General features: G+C 62.4%; 15 protein-coding genes and 1 pseudogene. 6 read left to right on the top strand and 10 right to left on the bottom strand.

The annotated features are described in order from the left end of the window. Position 1 precedes the first annotated feature (1 nt). Entirely contained in the window at positions 2-1693 is a 1692-nt protein-coding gene (betA, locus tag VF436_RS13725; RefSeq protein ID WP_330904590.1) for a choline dehydrogenase, read from the top strand. Positions 1694-1752: 59 nt separating this feature from the next. On the opposite strand, the pseudogene VF436_RS13720 reads toward betA, so the two are convergent. After that, a pseudogene (locus tag VF436_RS13720) lies at positions 1753-2355 on the bottom strand (MBL fold metallo-hydrolase). Positions 2356-2544: 189 nt separating this feature from the next. Here VF436_RS13720 and VF436_RS13715 point away from each other — a divergent pair. Then, complete coding sequence (locus VF436_RS13715) at positions 2545-2805, top strand: hypothetical protein (protein WP_330904622.1); 261 nt, start codon at positions 2545-2547, stop codon at positions 2803-2805. Positions 2806-2820: 15 nt separating this feature from the next. Here VF436_RS13715 and ybaL read toward each other — a convergent pair whose 3' ends face one another. The 3 genes from ybaL to VF436_RS13700 all read right to left on the bottom strand — a co-directional run bounded on the left by ybaL (position 2821) and on the right by VF436_RS13700 (position 6964). Then, positions 2821-4500, bottom strand: coding sequence for a YbaL family putative K(+) efflux transporter (ybaL, locus tag VF436_RS13710; protein ID WP_330904589.1), 1680 nt, complete (start codon positions 4498-4500; stop codon positions 2821-2823). Positions 4501-4661: 161 nt separating this feature from the next. Continuing rightward, positions 4662-6479 (bottom strand): DNA helicase RecQ, encoded by a 1818-nt coding sequence (recQ, locus tag VF436_RS13705; protein ID WP_330904588.1) that lies wholly within the window; start codon positions 6477-6479, stop codon positions 4662-4664. A 143-nt stretch (positions 6480-6622) separates the two neighbouring features. After that, the gene (locus VF436_RS13700) at positions 6623-6964 is read right to left on the bottom strand and encodes an MGMT family protein (protein WP_330904587.1); all 342 of its coding nucleotides are present in this window, start codon (positions 6962-6964) and stop codon (positions 6623-6625) included. Positions 6965-7043: 79 nt separating this feature from the next. Between VF436_RS13700 and VF436_RS13695 the strand changes: the two genes are divergently transcribed. Further along, a complete protein-coding gene (locus VF436_RS13695; protein ID WP_330904586.1) occupies positions 7044-7448 on the top strand; it encodes a hypothetical protein in 405 nt (134 codons plus the stop codon). Positions 7449-7552: 104 nt separating this feature from the next. Here VF436_RS13695 and VF436_RS13690 read toward each other — a convergent pair whose 3' ends face one another. Further along, on the bottom strand, positions 7553-8677 hold the full coding sequence (locus VF436_RS13690) for an inorganic phosphate transporter (RefSeq protein ID WP_330904585.1): 1125 nt from the start codon (positions 8675-8677) through the stop codon (positions 7553-7555). A gap of 55 nt (positions 8678-8732) precedes the next feature. Further along, entirely contained in the window at positions 8733-9362 is a 630-nt protein-coding gene (locus VF436_RS13685) for a pit accessory protein (protein WP_330904584.1), read from the bottom strand. A gap of 153 nt (positions 9363-9515) precedes the next feature. Between VF436_RS13685 and VF436_RS13680 the strand changes: the two genes are divergently transcribed. Beyond that, positions 9516-10850 carry a hemolysin family protein gene (locus tag VF436_RS13680; RefSeq protein ID WP_330904583.1) on the top strand — a complete coding sequence of 445 codons (1335 nt, stop codon included), beginning with the start codon at positions 9516-9518 and terminating at the stop codon, positions 10848-10850. A gap of 211 nt (positions 10851-11061) precedes the next feature. Here the strand turns inward: VF436_RS13680 and VF436_RS13675 are convergent, their stop codons facing one another. Next, positions 11062-11808, bottom strand: a complete 747-nt coding sequence (locus tag VF436_RS13675; protein WP_330904582.1) for an RNA methyltransferase — start codon at positions 11806-11808, stop codon at positions 11062-11064. Positions 11809-12074: 266 nt separating this feature from the next. Here VF436_RS13675 and VF436_RS13670 point away from each other — a divergent pair, with 266 nt between their 5' ends. Further along, positions 12075-12878, top strand: a complete 804-nt coding sequence (locus VF436_RS13670; protein ID WP_330904581.1) for an inositol monophosphatase family protein — start codon at positions 12075-12077, stop codon at positions 12876-12878. A gap of 149 nt (positions 12879-13027) precedes the next feature. On the opposite strand, the gene hda is transcribed toward VF436_RS13670, so the two are convergent. From hda to VF436_RS13655, 3 genes are all read right to left on the bottom strand, one after another. After that, the gene (gene hda, locus VF436_RS13665) at positions 13028-13723 is read right to left on the bottom strand and encodes a DnaA regulatory inactivator Hda (RefSeq protein WP_330904580.1); all 696 of its coding nucleotides are present in this window, start codon (positions 13721-13723) and stop codon (positions 13028-13030) included. Further along, positions 13720-14913: an AI-2E family transporter gene (locus VF436_RS13660; protein ID WP_330904579.1), complete on the bottom strand. Its 1194-nt coding sequence runs from the start codon at positions 14911-14913 to the stop codon at positions 13720-13722. The genes hda and VF436_RS13660 overlap by 4 nt, the downstream gene beginning before the upstream one ends. 88 nt (positions 14914-15001) lie before the next feature. After that, complete coding sequence (locus VF436_RS13655) at positions 15002-16000, bottom strand: DUF2066 domain-containing protein (protein ID WP_330904578.1); 999 nt, start codon at positions 15998-16000, stop codon at positions 15002-15004. 142 nt (positions 16001-16142) lie between these two features. Here VF436_RS13655 and VF436_RS13650 point away from each other — a divergent pair. Further along, positions 16143-16454: AIR synthase related protein (locus VF436_RS13650; protein ID WP_330904577.1), on the top strand; the 312-nt coding region annotated here is incomplete at its 3' end.

Here is a 16454-nt window from a genome sequence, read left to right as displayed (position 1 = left end):
CATGCCATCGATCAAGGAATACGACTACATCATCATCGGTGCCGGCTCGGCGGGCAACGTGCTTGCCACGCGCCTGACCGAAGATGCCCAGACCACCGTGCTGCTGCTGGAAGCCGGTGGCCCCGACTATCGTCTCGACTTTCGTACGCAGATGCCTGCTGCGCTGGCCTACCCGTTGCAGGGACGACGTTACAACTGGGCTTACCTGACCGACCCGGAACCGCATATGGACAACCGGCGCATGGAATGCGGCCGAGGCAAGGGGCTGGGCGGTTCATCGCTGATCAACGGCATGTGCTACATCCGTGGCAACGCCATGGACTACGACCACTGGGCCACGCGCCCAGGCCTGGAAAACTGGACTTACGCCGACTGCCTACCCTACTTCAGGAAAGCGGAAAGCCGCGATATCGGTGCCAACGATTACCATGGCGCTGATGGGCCGGTCAGCGTAACCACGCCCAAGGTTGGCAATAACGTGCTGTATCACGCCATGGTCGAAGCTGGTGTGCAGGCGGGTTATCCGCGTACCGAAGACCTCAATGGTTATCAGCAGGAGGGCTTTGGTCCGATGGATCGCACAGTCACGCCCCATGGCCGTCGTGCCAGCACAGCGCGCGGCTACCTGGACCAGGCACGCTCGCGCGCCAACCTGAGCATCGTCACGCACGCGCTGACCGATCGCATCCTGTTTTCTGGCAAGCGCGCCATTGGCGTGGCATGGCTCGATCGCAGCAAGGAGCCACGCGAGGCACGCGCGCGCCGCGAAGTGCTGTTGTGTGGTGGCGCTATCGCTTCGCCGCAGATTCTTCAACGCTCTGGCGTGGGGCCGGCGGACCTGTTGCGCAGCCTGGACGTACCGCTCGTGCATCACTTGCCCGGCGTGGGTGCCAACCTGCAGGACCATCTGGAGATGTACCTGCAATATGAGTGCAAGCAACCCGTATCGATCGCACCCGCACTGAGGCTACACAACCAGGCGAAGATCGGGGCGGAATGGTTGTTCGCCGGCACTGGCCTGGGCGCCAGCAACGAGTTCGAGGCCGGTGGATTCATTCGCTCGGAGGAAGAGTTCGAATGGCCGAACCTGCAATACCATTTCCTGCCGATCGCGGTGAACTACAATGGGTCCAATCCGATCAAGGTGCATAGCTTTCAGGCACATGTCGGCTCGATGCGTTCACCCAGCCGTGGCCGCGTGCACCTGCGCTCGCGGGACCCGGCCATGCACCCGAGCATTCTGTTCAACTACATGTCGCATGAGCAGGATTGGCGCGAATTTCGTTCGGCCATTCGCATCACGCGCGACATCTTTCGGCAAAAGGCCATGCAACCTTATACCGGCCGCGAGATTTCTCCCGGTGCCGATCTAATCACTGATGCCCAGCTCGATGCATTCGTGCGTGCGCACGCCGAAACGGCCTATCACCCCTCCTGCTCGAACCAGATGGGCGATACCGACATGTGCGTCGTCGATGGCCAAGGCCGCGTACACGGCATGGAAGGCCTGCGTGTCGTCGATGCCTCGATCATGCCGCAGGTCATCACCGGCAATCTCAATGCACCGACCATCATGATGGCCGAAAAGATTGCCGACGCGATTCGCGGACGGCCAGCACTCGCACGTTCGACCGCCCCCTTCTACCGCGCCCAAGGTGCCCCGCTACACCGAAGCCAGACCGCCATGGCCTGACTTCCATCCCTCGAGCGGCACCCCTGACCGGTACGGGTCAGGGGATCGTGCGGCCAGGCTTACTCGACGCGCGAATCGTAATCGGCCCAAATCCATTGCCAGCCTTTATCCGCCGCCCGCAGGTACCCCAAGGCAGGAAAATTGAAATGGCTGCTGGTGACCAGCACGCCTTCGCGCGACAGCTTGGCGAACGCATCCTGGCGCGACTGGTAGGCCAGCTTTTCGTCGCTGTCAAAGCCCACCGTGACTCGCGGCGAAGCCAGTTGTACCCCCGCTACGTGGATGAGGTCACCGAGGAAGGCCAGACGCTTGCCGTGGCTATCGAGTACATAAGCGGTATGCCCTGCCGTATGGCCAGGCGTGGCATACGCATAGAAACCGGCAACCACCTCGCCGTCATGATCGAACGTGACCAGCTTGCCGGCATCGCGATATGGCTTTATCGATGTCATCGCGCCCTGGAAGAACGCCTTGCTATCGGCCTATGCGGTCCCGGCATGCACTTGCGACAGCCAGAACTCGGCATCGGCCTTAGCCACGTGCACGGTGGCATGGATGAACACGGGGTTCCCATCGGCGACTAGACCAGCCACATGATCGGGATGCAGATGGCTAATCGGAATGTCGTCGACCTGCTCAGGCTTGTAGGCCGCCGAACGCATCTGCGCGCATCCACGCAGGGCCGATACAGTGCAGGTGACACAGGCCCCGCACATCCAGCCCGTCTCGCCGCACGATGGCTCTTCCTGAACAACCAGTCAGCAGGCCATCAAAATGTCACTTCCTGCTGACGAATCAGTCACGCCCGATCCGTAAAGTACGCCCGCCCCAAGGATTGCAGATTGATCACCGTGCTAGCCCAATACGTCTATTCCGCGAAAACAGGTTTGTTCCGCATCGTGCAACACGGTCGCCGCTGGCGCAGCCTGTGCGGCGAGCAGGAAGTGGGACGCCACGAAACGCTTGAAGCGGCCATTGCCGCGCTGCGCGGCAATCATCCGCAGGCGCGCCTGCCCGAAGACATCGAGAGCTGGCGCCATCTGCCTGCCCTGGCCTTATTGCATTCGCGTCCAGCCAATGAGCCGGTCATGCGCTGGCAAGTGGCCGTCTGACGAGGGCATCACACGTCATACCGGCACGGGTTCGCCATCCAGATGCTGCACCATCACGCGAGCCATCTCCCGCTCCATCAACAACACCACGTCGGCGCCTTGCGCATCCAGGTGCTGTTTGCATTCGGATGAATCGGCGCGCGCAATGATGCGCAGTGACGGGTTGAGCATACGTGCGACGCGGATCACTTCGCCATTTTCGAAGGCGTCTGGCAACGTGACGATCAGGGCTCGCGCACTGGGCAGGTTCGCCGCATCCAGTACGTCGTCACGCGAGGCATTACCGGGAATTGCCTCGATGCCGCTGGCATGCAGCAGTTCCAGACGATCCTCGCCCTCTTCCAAAATCAGCAATGGCACGCCCAACACGCGGATCTTCTCTCCGAGCAATTGGCCGAGCTGACCGTAACCGGCAATCACCACATGACCGCTGAGCGCCGTGCGATGCCATGCAGGCTGAAGTTCGGGCACGGCATCAGACCTGTCCTGCCCCGTGCTCTCATGCGCATCCACGGTCGCCAACCGGCGATCGAGCCACTTGAAGATAAAGGGATTGATAAGGATGGAGATGATCGCCGCGGCAAGCAGTACATCCTGCGCTTCGCGCGACACCATGTTCTGGCTGACACCCATGCCGATCAGGATGAATGAAAATTCGCCAATCTGCGCCAGGCTGACCGCAATGGTCAGGGCGGTACGCAGGGGACGCTTGAACGCCAGTACGATCCCCAGTGCCGCGGCTGATTTACCGATCACGATGATCGCCAGGGCCGCCAACACAATGAAGGGGTGCTCAAGCAGCACGTGGTAGTTGAACAGCATGCCGATCGATACGAAAAACAACACGGCGAACGCATCGCGCAACGGTAACGTTTCTTCCGCCGCGTCGTGGGCGAGTTTGGATTCGCCCATCATCATGCCGGCGAAGAACGCTCCCAGTTCGAAGGACACGCCGAACAAGCCAGCCGCCCCAAAAGCCACGCCCAGGGCAATGGCCAGCACCGCCAGGCGAAACAGCTCACGCGAACCGGTGTGCGCCACCGTCTTGAGCAGCCATGGAATGACGCGCTTGCCGACCACCAGCATCAGCACGATGAACAAGGCAACCTTGCCGAGCGTCAATCCGACTGTGGCGAACAAGGCCCCGAAGGACAGGCCGGACTGACCGTCGCCCGAAGCCGCGCCAATGGCCGGCAGCAGCACCAAGGCCAGCACCATGGCCAAGTCTTCGACGATCAACCAGCCTACCGCCAGCCGACCGCGTTCGGTGTCCATGAGCCGGCGCTCATCCAGTGCCCGCAGCAGCACCACGGTACTAGCTACCGACAGCGCAAGACCGAACACGAAGCCCTGGGCAAATGGCCAGCCGACCAGCCAGCCCAGCAACAGGCCAAGCACGGTGGCGACAGCCATCTGCCCCAATGCGCCCGGAATGGCGATGGCCTTGACCGCCAGCAGATCCTTCAACGAAAAGTGCAGGCCCACACCAAACATCAGCAGTACCACGCCAAGTTCGGCCAACTGGTGCGCCAGGGCGCCATCGGCCACGAAGCCTGGCGTGAACGGACCAGCTACCACGCCGGCAAACAGATAGCCGGCCAGGATCGGCAGTTTCAGCCGGTGCGCGATCGCGGCGAACACAAATGCGAGCACGATGCCGCCGACCAGGGTGAATATGAGCGGGGCGTCATGCATGCGGCGGTTCCTTTCGATGGGGGAGGCACGGCAGGGACCTTCGAGAGCATCATCCTGCGCTCGCCACCTCCCATGCCAAGGACGGTTTTAAGCTGCCTCGTCCGCTCGCACAAGTCGAAACCTGAGCGGATATTCAGGCAAAGCCCGATTCCTGGAACAACCTACTCTGCTCCAGCATTGATCACGGCAAGAAAATCCTTGCCGTAGCGCTTGAGCTTGGCCTCTCCCACGCCGCTGATCGACGCCATTTCCTCTTCCGTGGAGGGCAACGCGCGCAGCATGCCCAGTAACGTGGCATCGTGAAAAATCACATAGGCTGGTACGCCGTGCTGCCTGGCCAGTTGCGCGCGCAAGGCACGCAGGGAATCCCACATCGGCTGCTCGTAGGCTTCGATGCCCAGGCTGCCGCCCGTGACCAGCTTGCTGTCGGCACGTCGACGTGAACGTCGCTCGGGACGCGTGTCTTCACGCAGCGACACGCGCCGGTTGCCCACCAGCACATCGCGGCTGGAGCCGGTCAGGCGCAAGGTGCCAAAGCCCTCGGCATCCGCCTCAAGCAGGCCTGCCGCCAGCAATTGGCGAAATACGGAATTCCAGTGCCGGGCATCCATGTCCGCCCCGATGCCGAAAGTGCTCAGGCGATCATGGCCAAGCTGGCTCATGCGCTCGCTGTCCACGCCGCGCAGGATGTCGATGACATGACCTGCACCATAGCGTTGGCCGCTGCGATAAACACACGACAACGCCTTCTGCGCTGGAATGGTGGCATCCCAGGTGCGCGGCGGTTCGCTGCAATTGTCGCAGTGGCCGCATGGCCCCTTATAGGTCTCTCCAAAAGCACCGAGCAACAACTCGCGACGACATTGCGTGGCCTCGGCGTAGGCCAGTAACGATTCGAGCTTCTGGCGCTCGACACGCTTGCGCTCATCGGCCGATTCGGACTGCGCGATCATCTGGCTCATCGTGACCACATCGGCCAGGCCGTAGATCATCCAGGCCTCCGCAGGCAGGCCATCGCGTCCTCCTCGCCCGGTTTCCTGGTAATAGCCCTCCATGCTGCGCGGCAAGTCCAGGTGCGCGACGAAACGTACATCGGGCTTATCTATTCCCATGCCGAATGCCACCGTCGCCACCATCACGATGCCGTCTTCCCGCAGGAAACGTTGCTGGTTGGCCGCGCGTATGGCGGCATCCAGCCCGGCGTGATAAGGCAGCGCTTCAATACCCTCACCCGCCAACCACTCGGCCGTTTCCTCGACCTTGCGCCGGCTCATGGCATAGACGATACCTGCCTCGCCACGATGGCCATCGAGGAAATCCAGTAGTTGCCGCCGGGCGTTGTGCCGCAACGTCACGCGGTAACGAATGTTGCTGCGATCAAAACTGGAAACGAATTGCTTGGCCTGTTCCAGCGCCAGACGCTCGACGATCTCTTCCCGGGTACGCGCATCGGCGGTGGCGGTCAACGCGATCCGCGGCACCTGTGGAAAACGCTGGTGCAACACAGCCAATTCGCGATATTCAGGCCGAAAATCGTGACCCCATTGCGACACGCAATGCGCCTCGTCAATGGCGAACAGGGCGATCTCGGTCCGTTCCAGCAAGCCAAGGAAACGGCCGGTAAGCAATCGCTCCGGGGCGACATATAACAAATTGAGTTCTCCGGCCAGTAATCGCCGTTCGACCTCACGCTGTTCGTCGGAGGCAAGCGTGGAATTGAGATATGCCGCCGATACGCCCGCTTCGCGCAGGGCATCGACCTGATCCTGCATCAGTGCGATCAGCGGCGATACCACGATAGCCGTGCCCTGTCGCAACAAGGCCGGAATCTGGTAGCACAGCGACTTGCCGCCACCGGTGGGCATAAGCACCAGGGCATCGCCGCCCTCGGCAACCTGCTCAACGATCGCCTGCTGCTGACCGCGAAACTGCGAGTAACCGAAAACGCTCTGGAGGATATCGAGGGGAGTGGAAGCCATCGCGTCGAATGCTAGCAAAGGCGGGTCGCGAGGCGGGAGTGGTGCTTAGCTGCTCGACGGATGAAAGGCTGGCGAGGGTGCAAGTCCGCACGCTTGCCGCCGTGTGCCATAGGGACCGGGACCGGCAGTTCCGGCGCAGACGTTCACCCGTCTGCCATTCCCCACAACGCCCGATCGACATCCGCATCCAGGCCGAAGCGCGACAGGGGGACCCGGCCGTTCTTTACTTCCACACCCTCGGCGCGCAGCAGGCGGCTCTGTTCACGAAAACCACGACTACCCGGCGGAAAGGCAATCTGGCCGCTGGAGCGCAGCACGCGGAACCACGGCAGCACCATGCCCTCGGGAACCTCACCGAGCAACTTGCCGACCAGGCGAGCCCGACCCGGCAATCCCGCACGCTGGGCAATGGCGCCGTAGCTGGCGACACGGCCACGCGGGATGGCGGCGATGGCGGCGAACACGCGGTCATGGGCTTGGTTCATGACCGCATATCGTAACGCTAACCCATCGATTTCCCACCCGTGGCAAAGTACGCCCGTCGTAAATCCCGGACTGTTCCCCATGCGTCACTTTGAAGCCGTGCGATCACACATCGGCAGCCAGCACACACTGCGCCACAACGACCCATACCTGATCAGCTTTGACCTGGTCCTGCCGCGCAATCGCCACCAGGGCATCTACTTGGCCGAATTGGAAGATGAGTCCGGCCGCCGGTTCCTGCGTATCTCCACGCCCGTGGGCCCGTTGGCGGGTGCGGACGCCCGCCGCTGCCTGCGCTTCAATTGGGAGCAGCGCACCGGGTTTCTGGCCGTGACCGACCTGGATGGCTCGCCCTTCCTGCACCTGTGCGAAAACCGTCCCTACGACCTGCTCGACGCAGCGGAGTTGAAGCGCGTGATCGAGGAGGTGGGCACGCTGGGAGATCAGTTGGAGCAGTTGGTCGCTGCGGGAGGGGATGAGCTTTGAAAGCCTAGGAGTAAGTGAAGAGAAGTAAGCAGTCCCTGCGACCTTGAGGGACGGGTTTTCTCTCGCTCCTTACTCCTAGTTACTCACTCCTAGCCTGTCGGCGCTCAAAAGGCGCCGACAGCCTGTAGCGCACGCACCAGCCCATACGCCAGCAACGCCGTAATGGGTAGGGTCAGCACCCAGGCCCAGACCATCCGCTTGACCACCGACCAGCGGATGGCATTCCAGCGCTTGGCCGCACCCACGCCCATGATCGAGGCCGATACGTTGTGCGTGGTGGACACCGGCAATCCCATCGATGCGGCGGTCAGGATCACGGCAGCTGAGCCGCTTTCAGCTGCAAAACCGTTGATGGGATGCAATTTGACCATGTTGTGGCCCAGCGTCTTGATGATGCGCCAGCCACCACCGGCGGTGCCGGCGGCCATGGTCAGTGCACAAAGTATTTCCACCCATAGCGGCACGGCGAAACCGCCGTGGGCATCGCCGTGAATGCGCAGGAAATCCAGCCAGGCCGGCAGGTGGTCGAACTGGCCGGCGGCGGTCCCGCCAGCCAGCGCCAAGGCAATGATGCCCATGCTTTTCTGGGCGTCGTTGGAACCATGCGCCAGGCCCATCGCACCCGCTGAGAGTATCTGAGCCTTGCCGAAGAAACTGTTCACGAAGGGCGTGCGGCCCAAGCGGAACAGGAAACCCTTGCGCGAGGAGAACCACGCAAGCAGCGCATACAGCGCGCCCATCAGCAAGAAGCCCAGCACGAAACCGATGATGGGCGATGCCACCATCGGCACGATCACCTTGGGCACGACGCCGCCGGCCTTCCACCAGTGCGGACCTGGCTGGTACCAGATCACCGAGTGAAGATTACCCGCCGAGGCTGCCAACGCGGCCCCGACCAGGGCACCGATCAGTGCATGGCTGGAACTGGATGGCAGCCCCCACCACCACGTGATGAGGTTCCAGATGGTCGCGCCCAGCAAGGCGCAGATCAGCAACTGCGGACCCACGTCGATCACGCTGGTGTCGATCATGCCTGAGGCAATGGTAGCGGCCACTGCGGTACCCCACAGCGCGCCGACCAGATTGGTGACCGCCGCCAGCAGCACCGCCTGCATGGGCGTGAGTACCTTGGTAGCCACGACCGTGGCGATGGAGTTGGCGGTGTCGTGGAAGCCGTTGATGTACGTAAAGGCCAGCGCAATCAATACGACGACGAAGAACAGGCTCATGGGCGAACCCCCATGGCCAGGCAGAAGCGATAAGCCAGACGCATCGGGCGAAGCCTCAGGAGTTCTTCAGCACGATCGAATAGACGATATTGCCAACGTCCCGGCATTTGTCGATCGCCTTTTCCAGCAGTTCGAACAGGTCCTTGGCGAGCATCGCGCGCATGGCATCGTTGTTTTCCACGTAGAGCGTGCGATACGGTGCCAGCAGCATGCGATCGCCCTCGGCCTCCAGGGTTTGCAGGCTGTCCTGCAGTTTCTTCACCGGATCGATGCGTAGGCCTCGGCGCAATTCGCCGATCATTTCCTGCACCACCACCGTGGAACGTTCAAGCACCATGGTGCGCGGGGAGAAATCGATATCCGACAGGCGTACGCTGACGATGTCGTAGCGCTCGGCGAACTTTTCGATGGTCTTGGGAATCTTGTAAAGCGCCGAATTGAGTGCCTCGATGTCCTCGCGGTCCAGGGCGGTCACAAAGGTGTTGACCAGTTCCTCGCTGATCTGGGCGGCCAGGGCCTTCTCGCGGGCCCGGCTGGCGGCAAAGGCAGCCATCACTGGCGCGTGCTCCTTGCGGGATACCAGGTCGTGCAGGGCTCTGGCGCTGTCCCGGGCCGCTTCGGCACTTTGCTCGAGCAGGCCGTAGAACTTGTCGCCTTTGCCGAAGATGGTTTGCAGTGAAAACATGGGAAGCGATCCGGGGAAGGGTCAATATGTCCAATATGTTACAGGACACCCGCGAAGGCCCGCACCCGGCCCTGACAAACCCGGGGGGCCTTGAGCCGCTGGCGGTTGCCTTTACACTTGCCCTCCTATGGAACCTAGACCACAGCCGCCGCGATGCTGACCGAAATCGCGCTTGTCATCCTTCTTGCGCTTTGCAACGGCTTTTTTGCGCTGTCGGAAATGGCGCTGGTCGCCTCCCGCAAGAGCCGCCTCAAGCAGATGGCCAAGACCAGCCGCCGCGCACGGGTGGCCTTGCGCCACGCCGAGGCGCCTGAGCACTTTCTTTCCACGGTGCAGGTCGGCATTACCCTGGTGATGCTGGTGACCGGCGCGGTGGCTGGCGACGCCCTGGGCGATCACATCGGCAATGCCATTCACGGCGGACGCGCCGCTTGGCTGGAACCCTACGCACGCATCATCGGGGTCGTACTGGCTTTCGTGCTTATCTCCTTCATCCAGATCGTCGTCGGTGAACTGGTACCCAAGCGGCTGGCCCTGGCCTCGCCCGAGCGCGCTTCCGGTTACGTGGCCATGCCGATGCTGGTGCTGTCGCGCGTCTGCGCCCCCTTCGTTTGGCTTCTCAATGCCTCCAGTGGGGTCTTGCTGCGCCTGCTGGGCATCGAGGGCGGCAGTCGCGAGGCGGCAACGGAAGAGGAAATCCGTCTGCTGGTTGCTGAAAGCGCCGAACAAGGGGTACTGGATCGCGACGAGCACAACATGGTCAATCGTGTGTTGCGCCTGGGCGATCGCACCGTCGATAGCGTGATGACGCCTCGCATGCGCATCGCCTGGCTCGATACCACCGCGACCCCGGCGGAAAACGACGAAGTGCTGCGCGACACCCCCTACTCGCGCTACCCGGTCTATCGCGGCGACCAAAGCGATGTGGTTGGCGTGATCGAGGTCAAGAACCTGCTGCGCCACTACCGTGGTGGTCAACCAGACATGTTCGCGCGCATGGCCAAGCCGCTGTACGTACCGGCGACCGCTCGGGCGCTGGACCTGCTGGAAGAGTTCCGCGATGCGGAAACCCCCATGGCGCTGGTGGTAGATGAATACGGTGATATCGAAGGCCTGGTCACCCTCAACGATCTGCTCGCCGCCGTGGTCGGCGTAAGCCAGCTAGGCCACAGCCACGGGCACAATCACGAGGAAAATTCGCCGATCGTCCCCCGTGGGGAAGGCAGTTGGCTGATCGACGGTTCGCTATCGAGCGACGACCTGCGCGAACTGCTTCGCGTCGATCACCTACCTGGCGAAAAGGAACACGAATACCGCACCGCCGCCGGCATGGTGATGGTCGCCCTGGGCCATATCCCGCAAACCGGCGAAGTATTCACCTGGCAGGGCATCCGCTTTGAAGTCGTCGACCTGGACGGTGCCCGCATCGATAAGCTCCTGGTCACGCTACCGCTGCAAGCCGATGCGTCCGATGACGAGACGGGATGAAGCCGCTGGCCGGCGCTGCGCGCCTGTGAAGCCGCTCGCTACGCGAGCTGTGAGGAGAGAAAAGCAAGGGCATGAACCAGGCTATCGGTCTGGCTCTGTGCTTTTTCTCTCCACTCCTTACAGTCTGCGCAGCAGACGGTCTCACAGGCGCGTAGCGCCGGCTTCACAGCTCGCACAGCGAGCGGCCTCACAGCTCGCACAGCGAGCGACCTCACTCCTTCCTCGCCAACCCAGCCATTCGCTGTGCATCGGCCAGAATGCCGTGCAGGACACGCAATTCGCGTTCGTCCATCTGGGCGCGCTGGAACAGCTTGCGTAGCCTGAGCATGATCACGCCCGGCGAGCGGCCCTTGTGGAATTCAATGTCTTCCAGGGTCTGCGCCAGATGGGTGAAGAAGCGCTCCATCTTTTGCGCGTCGGCTGGCGGCTCGGCGTCTTCACGCGGGGGCGGCGCCAGCGGGGTATCGCCCAGGAAAGCCAAGCGCAGTTCATAAGCCATCACCTGTACGGCCTGGGCCAGGTTCAGGGAGCTGAAATCGTCCACGCTGGGGATACGCACCATGGCATGGCAGCGGGCCAGTTCCTCGTTCTCCAGGCCGGTGCGCTCATTGCCAAAAACCAGGGCGACCTGCTCGCCACGCGCGGCGGCGGCCAGGACGCGTTCGGCAGCCTCTCGCGGAGTCAGCTCGGGCAGGTCTACGCCACGGCGACGCGCGGATAATCCCAGGGCGAGACTGCAGCCGGCCAGGCCTCCGACCAGTTCCTCGTGCACCCCTGCACTCCCCATGACCTCGTCCGCCCCTGCCGCCAGCGCTGCCGCATCCGGATGGGGAAACCGGTGGGGAGCCACCAGCGCCATCTTCGTAAACCCCATGGTGCGCATGGCACGCGCGGCGCTGCCAATATTGCCCGGATGGGAGGTGCGGACGAGGACGAAACGGATAAGTTCAGAGGACATGGGCAGGCTTAGGGGGAAATAGGCAAGGATAAAGGATGCATGCAAGGCGGGGGATGGGAGACGGGTAGCCGGGCGCCAGTTCGCCGACCTTCGCCTGACGACCAAATTGCCTGCATTTGTCGCAACCTGGACGGCCTGCTACCGGGGATGTCGCACCCCCGCCTCCCGTCCCCGTTCTCTAAGACCCCAAGCATCGATCGTCCCACTGAAGCCTGCCAACCTGCTAGAATGTGAGACCGTAACCCGCTCTTTTGAAAGCCGAAGCCATGCCAAGACCCGCCGTCAACGTCGCGGTGCGCGCCGCTCGCGCCGCTGGAAACGTGATCCTGCGCTACATGAACCGCATCGACGGCCTCAATGTCGTCGAAAAGCAACGCATGGACTTCGCCTCCGAAGTCGATCGCATGGCCGAGGCCGAGATCGTCAAGGAACTGCGCCGCGCCTATCCCGCCCATGCCATCCTCGGCGAGGAAGGTGGCTCGATTGGTAAGGGCCCGCTGGTCTGGGTGATCGATCCGCTCGACGGCACGCACAATTATCTTCGCGGCATCCCGCACTTTTCCGTGTCCATCGCCTTGCTCGACCGCGGCGAACCGGTTTATGGCGTAGTGTTCGATCCGCTGCGCGATGAACTATTCACCACCAGCAAGGGTGATGGCGCCTATCTCAACGATCGCCGCATCCGCGTCAGCAAGCGCGAGAACCTGGGCGGCGCCATGATCGCCACAGGTTTTCCCTACCGTCAGCGCGAGCATCTCGCGCCGCAGTTGGACATGACGCGCGCCATCCTCGGCCAGGCCGAAGACATCCGCCGTTCGGGTTCGGCCGCCCTGGATCTGGCTTATGTCGCCGCCGCTCGCTACGACGGCTACTTCGAGATCGGCCTTAAGCCCTGGGACATGGCCGCAGGCGTGCTGCTGGTCCGCGAAGCAGGCGGTCGCTACTGCGATTTCGCCGGTCGCGATGGCATTCCCGAGAGCGGCAATATCGTCGCCGGTAATCTGAATGTCGCGCAGGCGATGGTCGATGCGATCGGACAGCAGGCGACGCCTTCATTGCTGAAGGCGTGAGGTCGGCTGATCTTCGGTCTAGCCTGTAAGGCCGCTCGCTGCGCGAGCTGTGAAGCCGACGGCTTTGCAGCCCGTCGGGAGTTAGGCGCTCGTAGCAAGCGCCTCGGATTACGCTCTTTTGGTTCTCACTGTCCGCGGAGCGGACGGCCTCACGGATATTCCCTCAATACCTCTCGCAAGAACGGTACCGTCACCTTACGGCGTGCTGCCAGCGAGGCCTGGTCGAGTTTATCGAACAGGTCGAACAGGCCACCAAGGTCTCGGGCATAGCGTGCAAAGAGCCAATCCAGGACGGTGTCGTCCAGGCCAATGCCGCGGTCGGCCGCGTGTTTCTTCAATACCGTGCGACGCTCTTCATCATCCAGCGGCCGCAGCGATACTTGCTGGCAGGCTCCCAGGCGCGAGCGCAGATCTGGCAGTCCCAGGCCCAGCGATGCCGGCACGGCATCGGCGGCGAAGAGCAACACCGTGCCCTCGGCGCGCGACTGATTGTAGACGTCGAACAATGCGTGTTCGGCATCACGCAGGCCGGCGATGGCCGGGAGATCGTCGATGGCCAGCAGATCGCCACCAACGACACCTCGGATCGCCGCCGCTGGATCGGGCAGACGCGACAGCGGCAGGTATTGCACCGTGCAGCCGCGCTCATTGGCGACCTGACAGGCCGCCATCAACAGATGACTTTTGCCGCTGCCGGACGGGCCATTGAGGTACAGCCATGAGGCATCCCGGCCTTCAGCTACAGCCTGCACCGCAGCCAGCGCCGCGTCATTGGAACCAGAATAGAAATGCTCGAAGCGTTGGCGACGCGGCCAGCGCAGGACAAGCGGCAACTGCGGAATCATGATGACGTCTTGCCGCCCTTCTCGATCACTCGGGTTTCTGTCTCGACCTCACCCTTTTCCGTGTCGATGGTGACATCCACTTCGGCAATCACTGGGTCCTGAGGACCTTCCTCGGTGTAGAGCTCGCTGTGCCGGTACCTCTCGGCGAGGTAACGTAGCACCACCATGATCACCGATGCCGCCGGCAGGGCCAGCAACACCCCCAGAAAACCGCACAGGTAGCCACCAGCCAATACCGCAAAAATCACCGCAACCGGATGCAGGCCGATCTTTTCGCCAACCAGGCGTGGCACCAGCACATAGCCTTCCAGCAATTGGCCGACGATGAACACGCCGACCACGATCAGCAGATGGGTCCAGTCGCCATACTGCACCAGCACGGCAATGATGGCCGAACCGAAACCGACGATGAAGCCCAGATACGGTACGAAGCTCAGCAGGCCCGCGATCATGCCGATCAATGGCCCAACGGAAAGACCGACGATGCCCAGTGCGCCTCCATAAAACACGCCCAGCGCCATCATCACCAGCAACTGGCCGCGCACGAAGGCACCGAGCACGATGTCCGATTCGTGTGCCAGATAGGCGATGGTCGGCTCGATCGAACGTGGCAGCATGTGATCGATCCACGCGGTCAGGCGATCCCAGTCGCGTAACAGATAGAACGCCACGACTGGAATCAGCACCAGGTTGGTCATCCACATCACCACCCCGACACTGGAGCGCGAAAGCTTGCCCAAGACGGTCGATGCCACGCCGCCGATCGAATCCATGTGTTCCTTGATCGTCTGCACCAGGCGGTCGGTATCGAACACGTCCGGGTCCAAGTGCAGTTTGTGCTGCAACCACGGTAGCGCCGTGACACGCACCCACTCTACGTAGCGCGGCATGTTCTGCACCAGGTTCTCGATCTGGCGCGAGATCAACGGAATCAGCAGCAACAGTGCGCCGACCGCGAGCAGCGCGATTACCAGGAAAACGATGGATACAGCCAGGGTGCGCCCCAAACCAATGCGCTCAAGCCGATCGGCCAGCGGATCGCCAAGGTAGGCAAGCATCGCTGCAACCGCGAAGGGCATGAGCACCGGTGCCAACAGCCACACCAGGTAGCAGATGACTGCCGTGATGGCGAGGATCTGCCAACGGCGGGAAATATCCTGCTGATTGGGCGTATGGGACGGTGTCGACACGAGTGCCTTCCTTACGAATGACGTGGAATCGGATCGTGACGTTGCCGACATGGCCGGCGCGTGATCGATCCGATGCGTTGCTGCCCGATCAGTGCAGCCAGCGCAGGCTGGCGTCGGCGCCTTCATGGGCCTGCCCCTGCAACAGACGACCACTGGCGGTCAGATTCGCCGACAAGGCATCGATCGGCAACCCGGCCTTGATCGAAAACAGCATGCCGTCGCCCTGGGCATTCAGTGTAGTCACTTGATGCACCATCGGATCGTTATGCAGCACCGACAGCAGGTTGGCATAGTCCATGGCCGAATTGAGGCCAACCACCCATAGTTTTCCATCCACGTTGGATGTACCGATCATGTTGAGTTGCTTGCCCAGGCGATCGGCCAGGTTGTTGCCGGCGTCGGCCTGCATGGTGTTGCCATCGGGCGATTGCGTGCTCCAGCGTTGCTGCGGACCTCCGGAAATCAGGTTCCAGTCGGCGGAGTTGCCATTGCCATGCACCTGACCCACCAGTATCAATCCCGTGTGATATTGCTTGGCAAGCGCCATGACTTCCTCAGGGTCCACACTCGATACGGTCGGCGTATCGCCTACTTGGTCCGGATCGGCCAACACCACGCCGTAGCCGCGCGAGGCAACAGTCTGGCCGAGGGTAGCGAGGGCGCTCTTGTCCAGCACGCGGTGGTCTTCTCCCCGTACGACCAGCAACACCGGCGGCTTCACGCCTGCGGTCGCCACCCCCATCTGCGCGATGGCTCGCTGGACTGCGGCCTGGTCAAACGTGATCGACAGGCTCACCCCAGTCGATACATTGGGCGCGTTGCGCGTGTAGCGATACTGCTGCACCAGGCTGGTTGCGCCCTTGATCACGTCGCCATACCCGGCTTTGCCACGCAGGTCCTGCCCGCCGGCCACACGGGCAAGCACCTGTCCCAGGCCCTCGCCGAACGCCTGATCACGGGCCTGCTCGGAGGTGTCCTTGACCGGTATCGCCACGGTATAGGGTGACGCCTGCTGCGCATGGGCTACCGTCAGCAACAGGAACAGGCTGAAACAAAAGCCGGCAAGTAGCTGGCGGGTCAGGCGCATGGGGATTCGTCCGTGGAGGGAAACAGAGGAAGTCTGCCGAATCCGCGACCGATCGTCCAATGGCGGGGGTTGCCAAAGCCCAAAGGCGACTACGCTCATCTGGTATGATTGCTCGCTTCCCGAACTTCACCTGGGTCGCCCCATGTCCGACGCCCTCACCTATCGCGCCGCTGGCGTGGATATCGACGCCGGCAACGCCGTTGTCGAACGCATCAAGCCCTTGGTCAAGCGCACCTTCCGTCCGGAAGTGATGGGTGGCCTGGGTGGCTTCGGCGGCCTGTTCGACCTGGCCGGGCGCTACAAGGAGCCGGTGCTGGTATCGGGTACCGACGGCGTGGGCACCAAGCTCAAGCTGGCCCAGCAACTGGGGCGGCATGACACGATCGGCATCGACCTGGTGGGCATGTGCGTCAACGACATCCTCGTCCAGGGCGCCGAGCCGCTGTTCTTTCTC

The sequence above is a fragment of the Dyella sp. genome, assembly GCF_036384435.1.
In the GTDB taxonomy this organism is placed as follows: domain Bacteria; phylum Pseudomonadota; class Gammaproteobacteria; order Xanthomonadales; family Rhodanobacteraceae; genus GSA-30.
The sequence above is the reverse complement of the archived record's forward strand: the minus strand, read 5'-3'. Positions and strand labels throughout refer to the sequence as shown.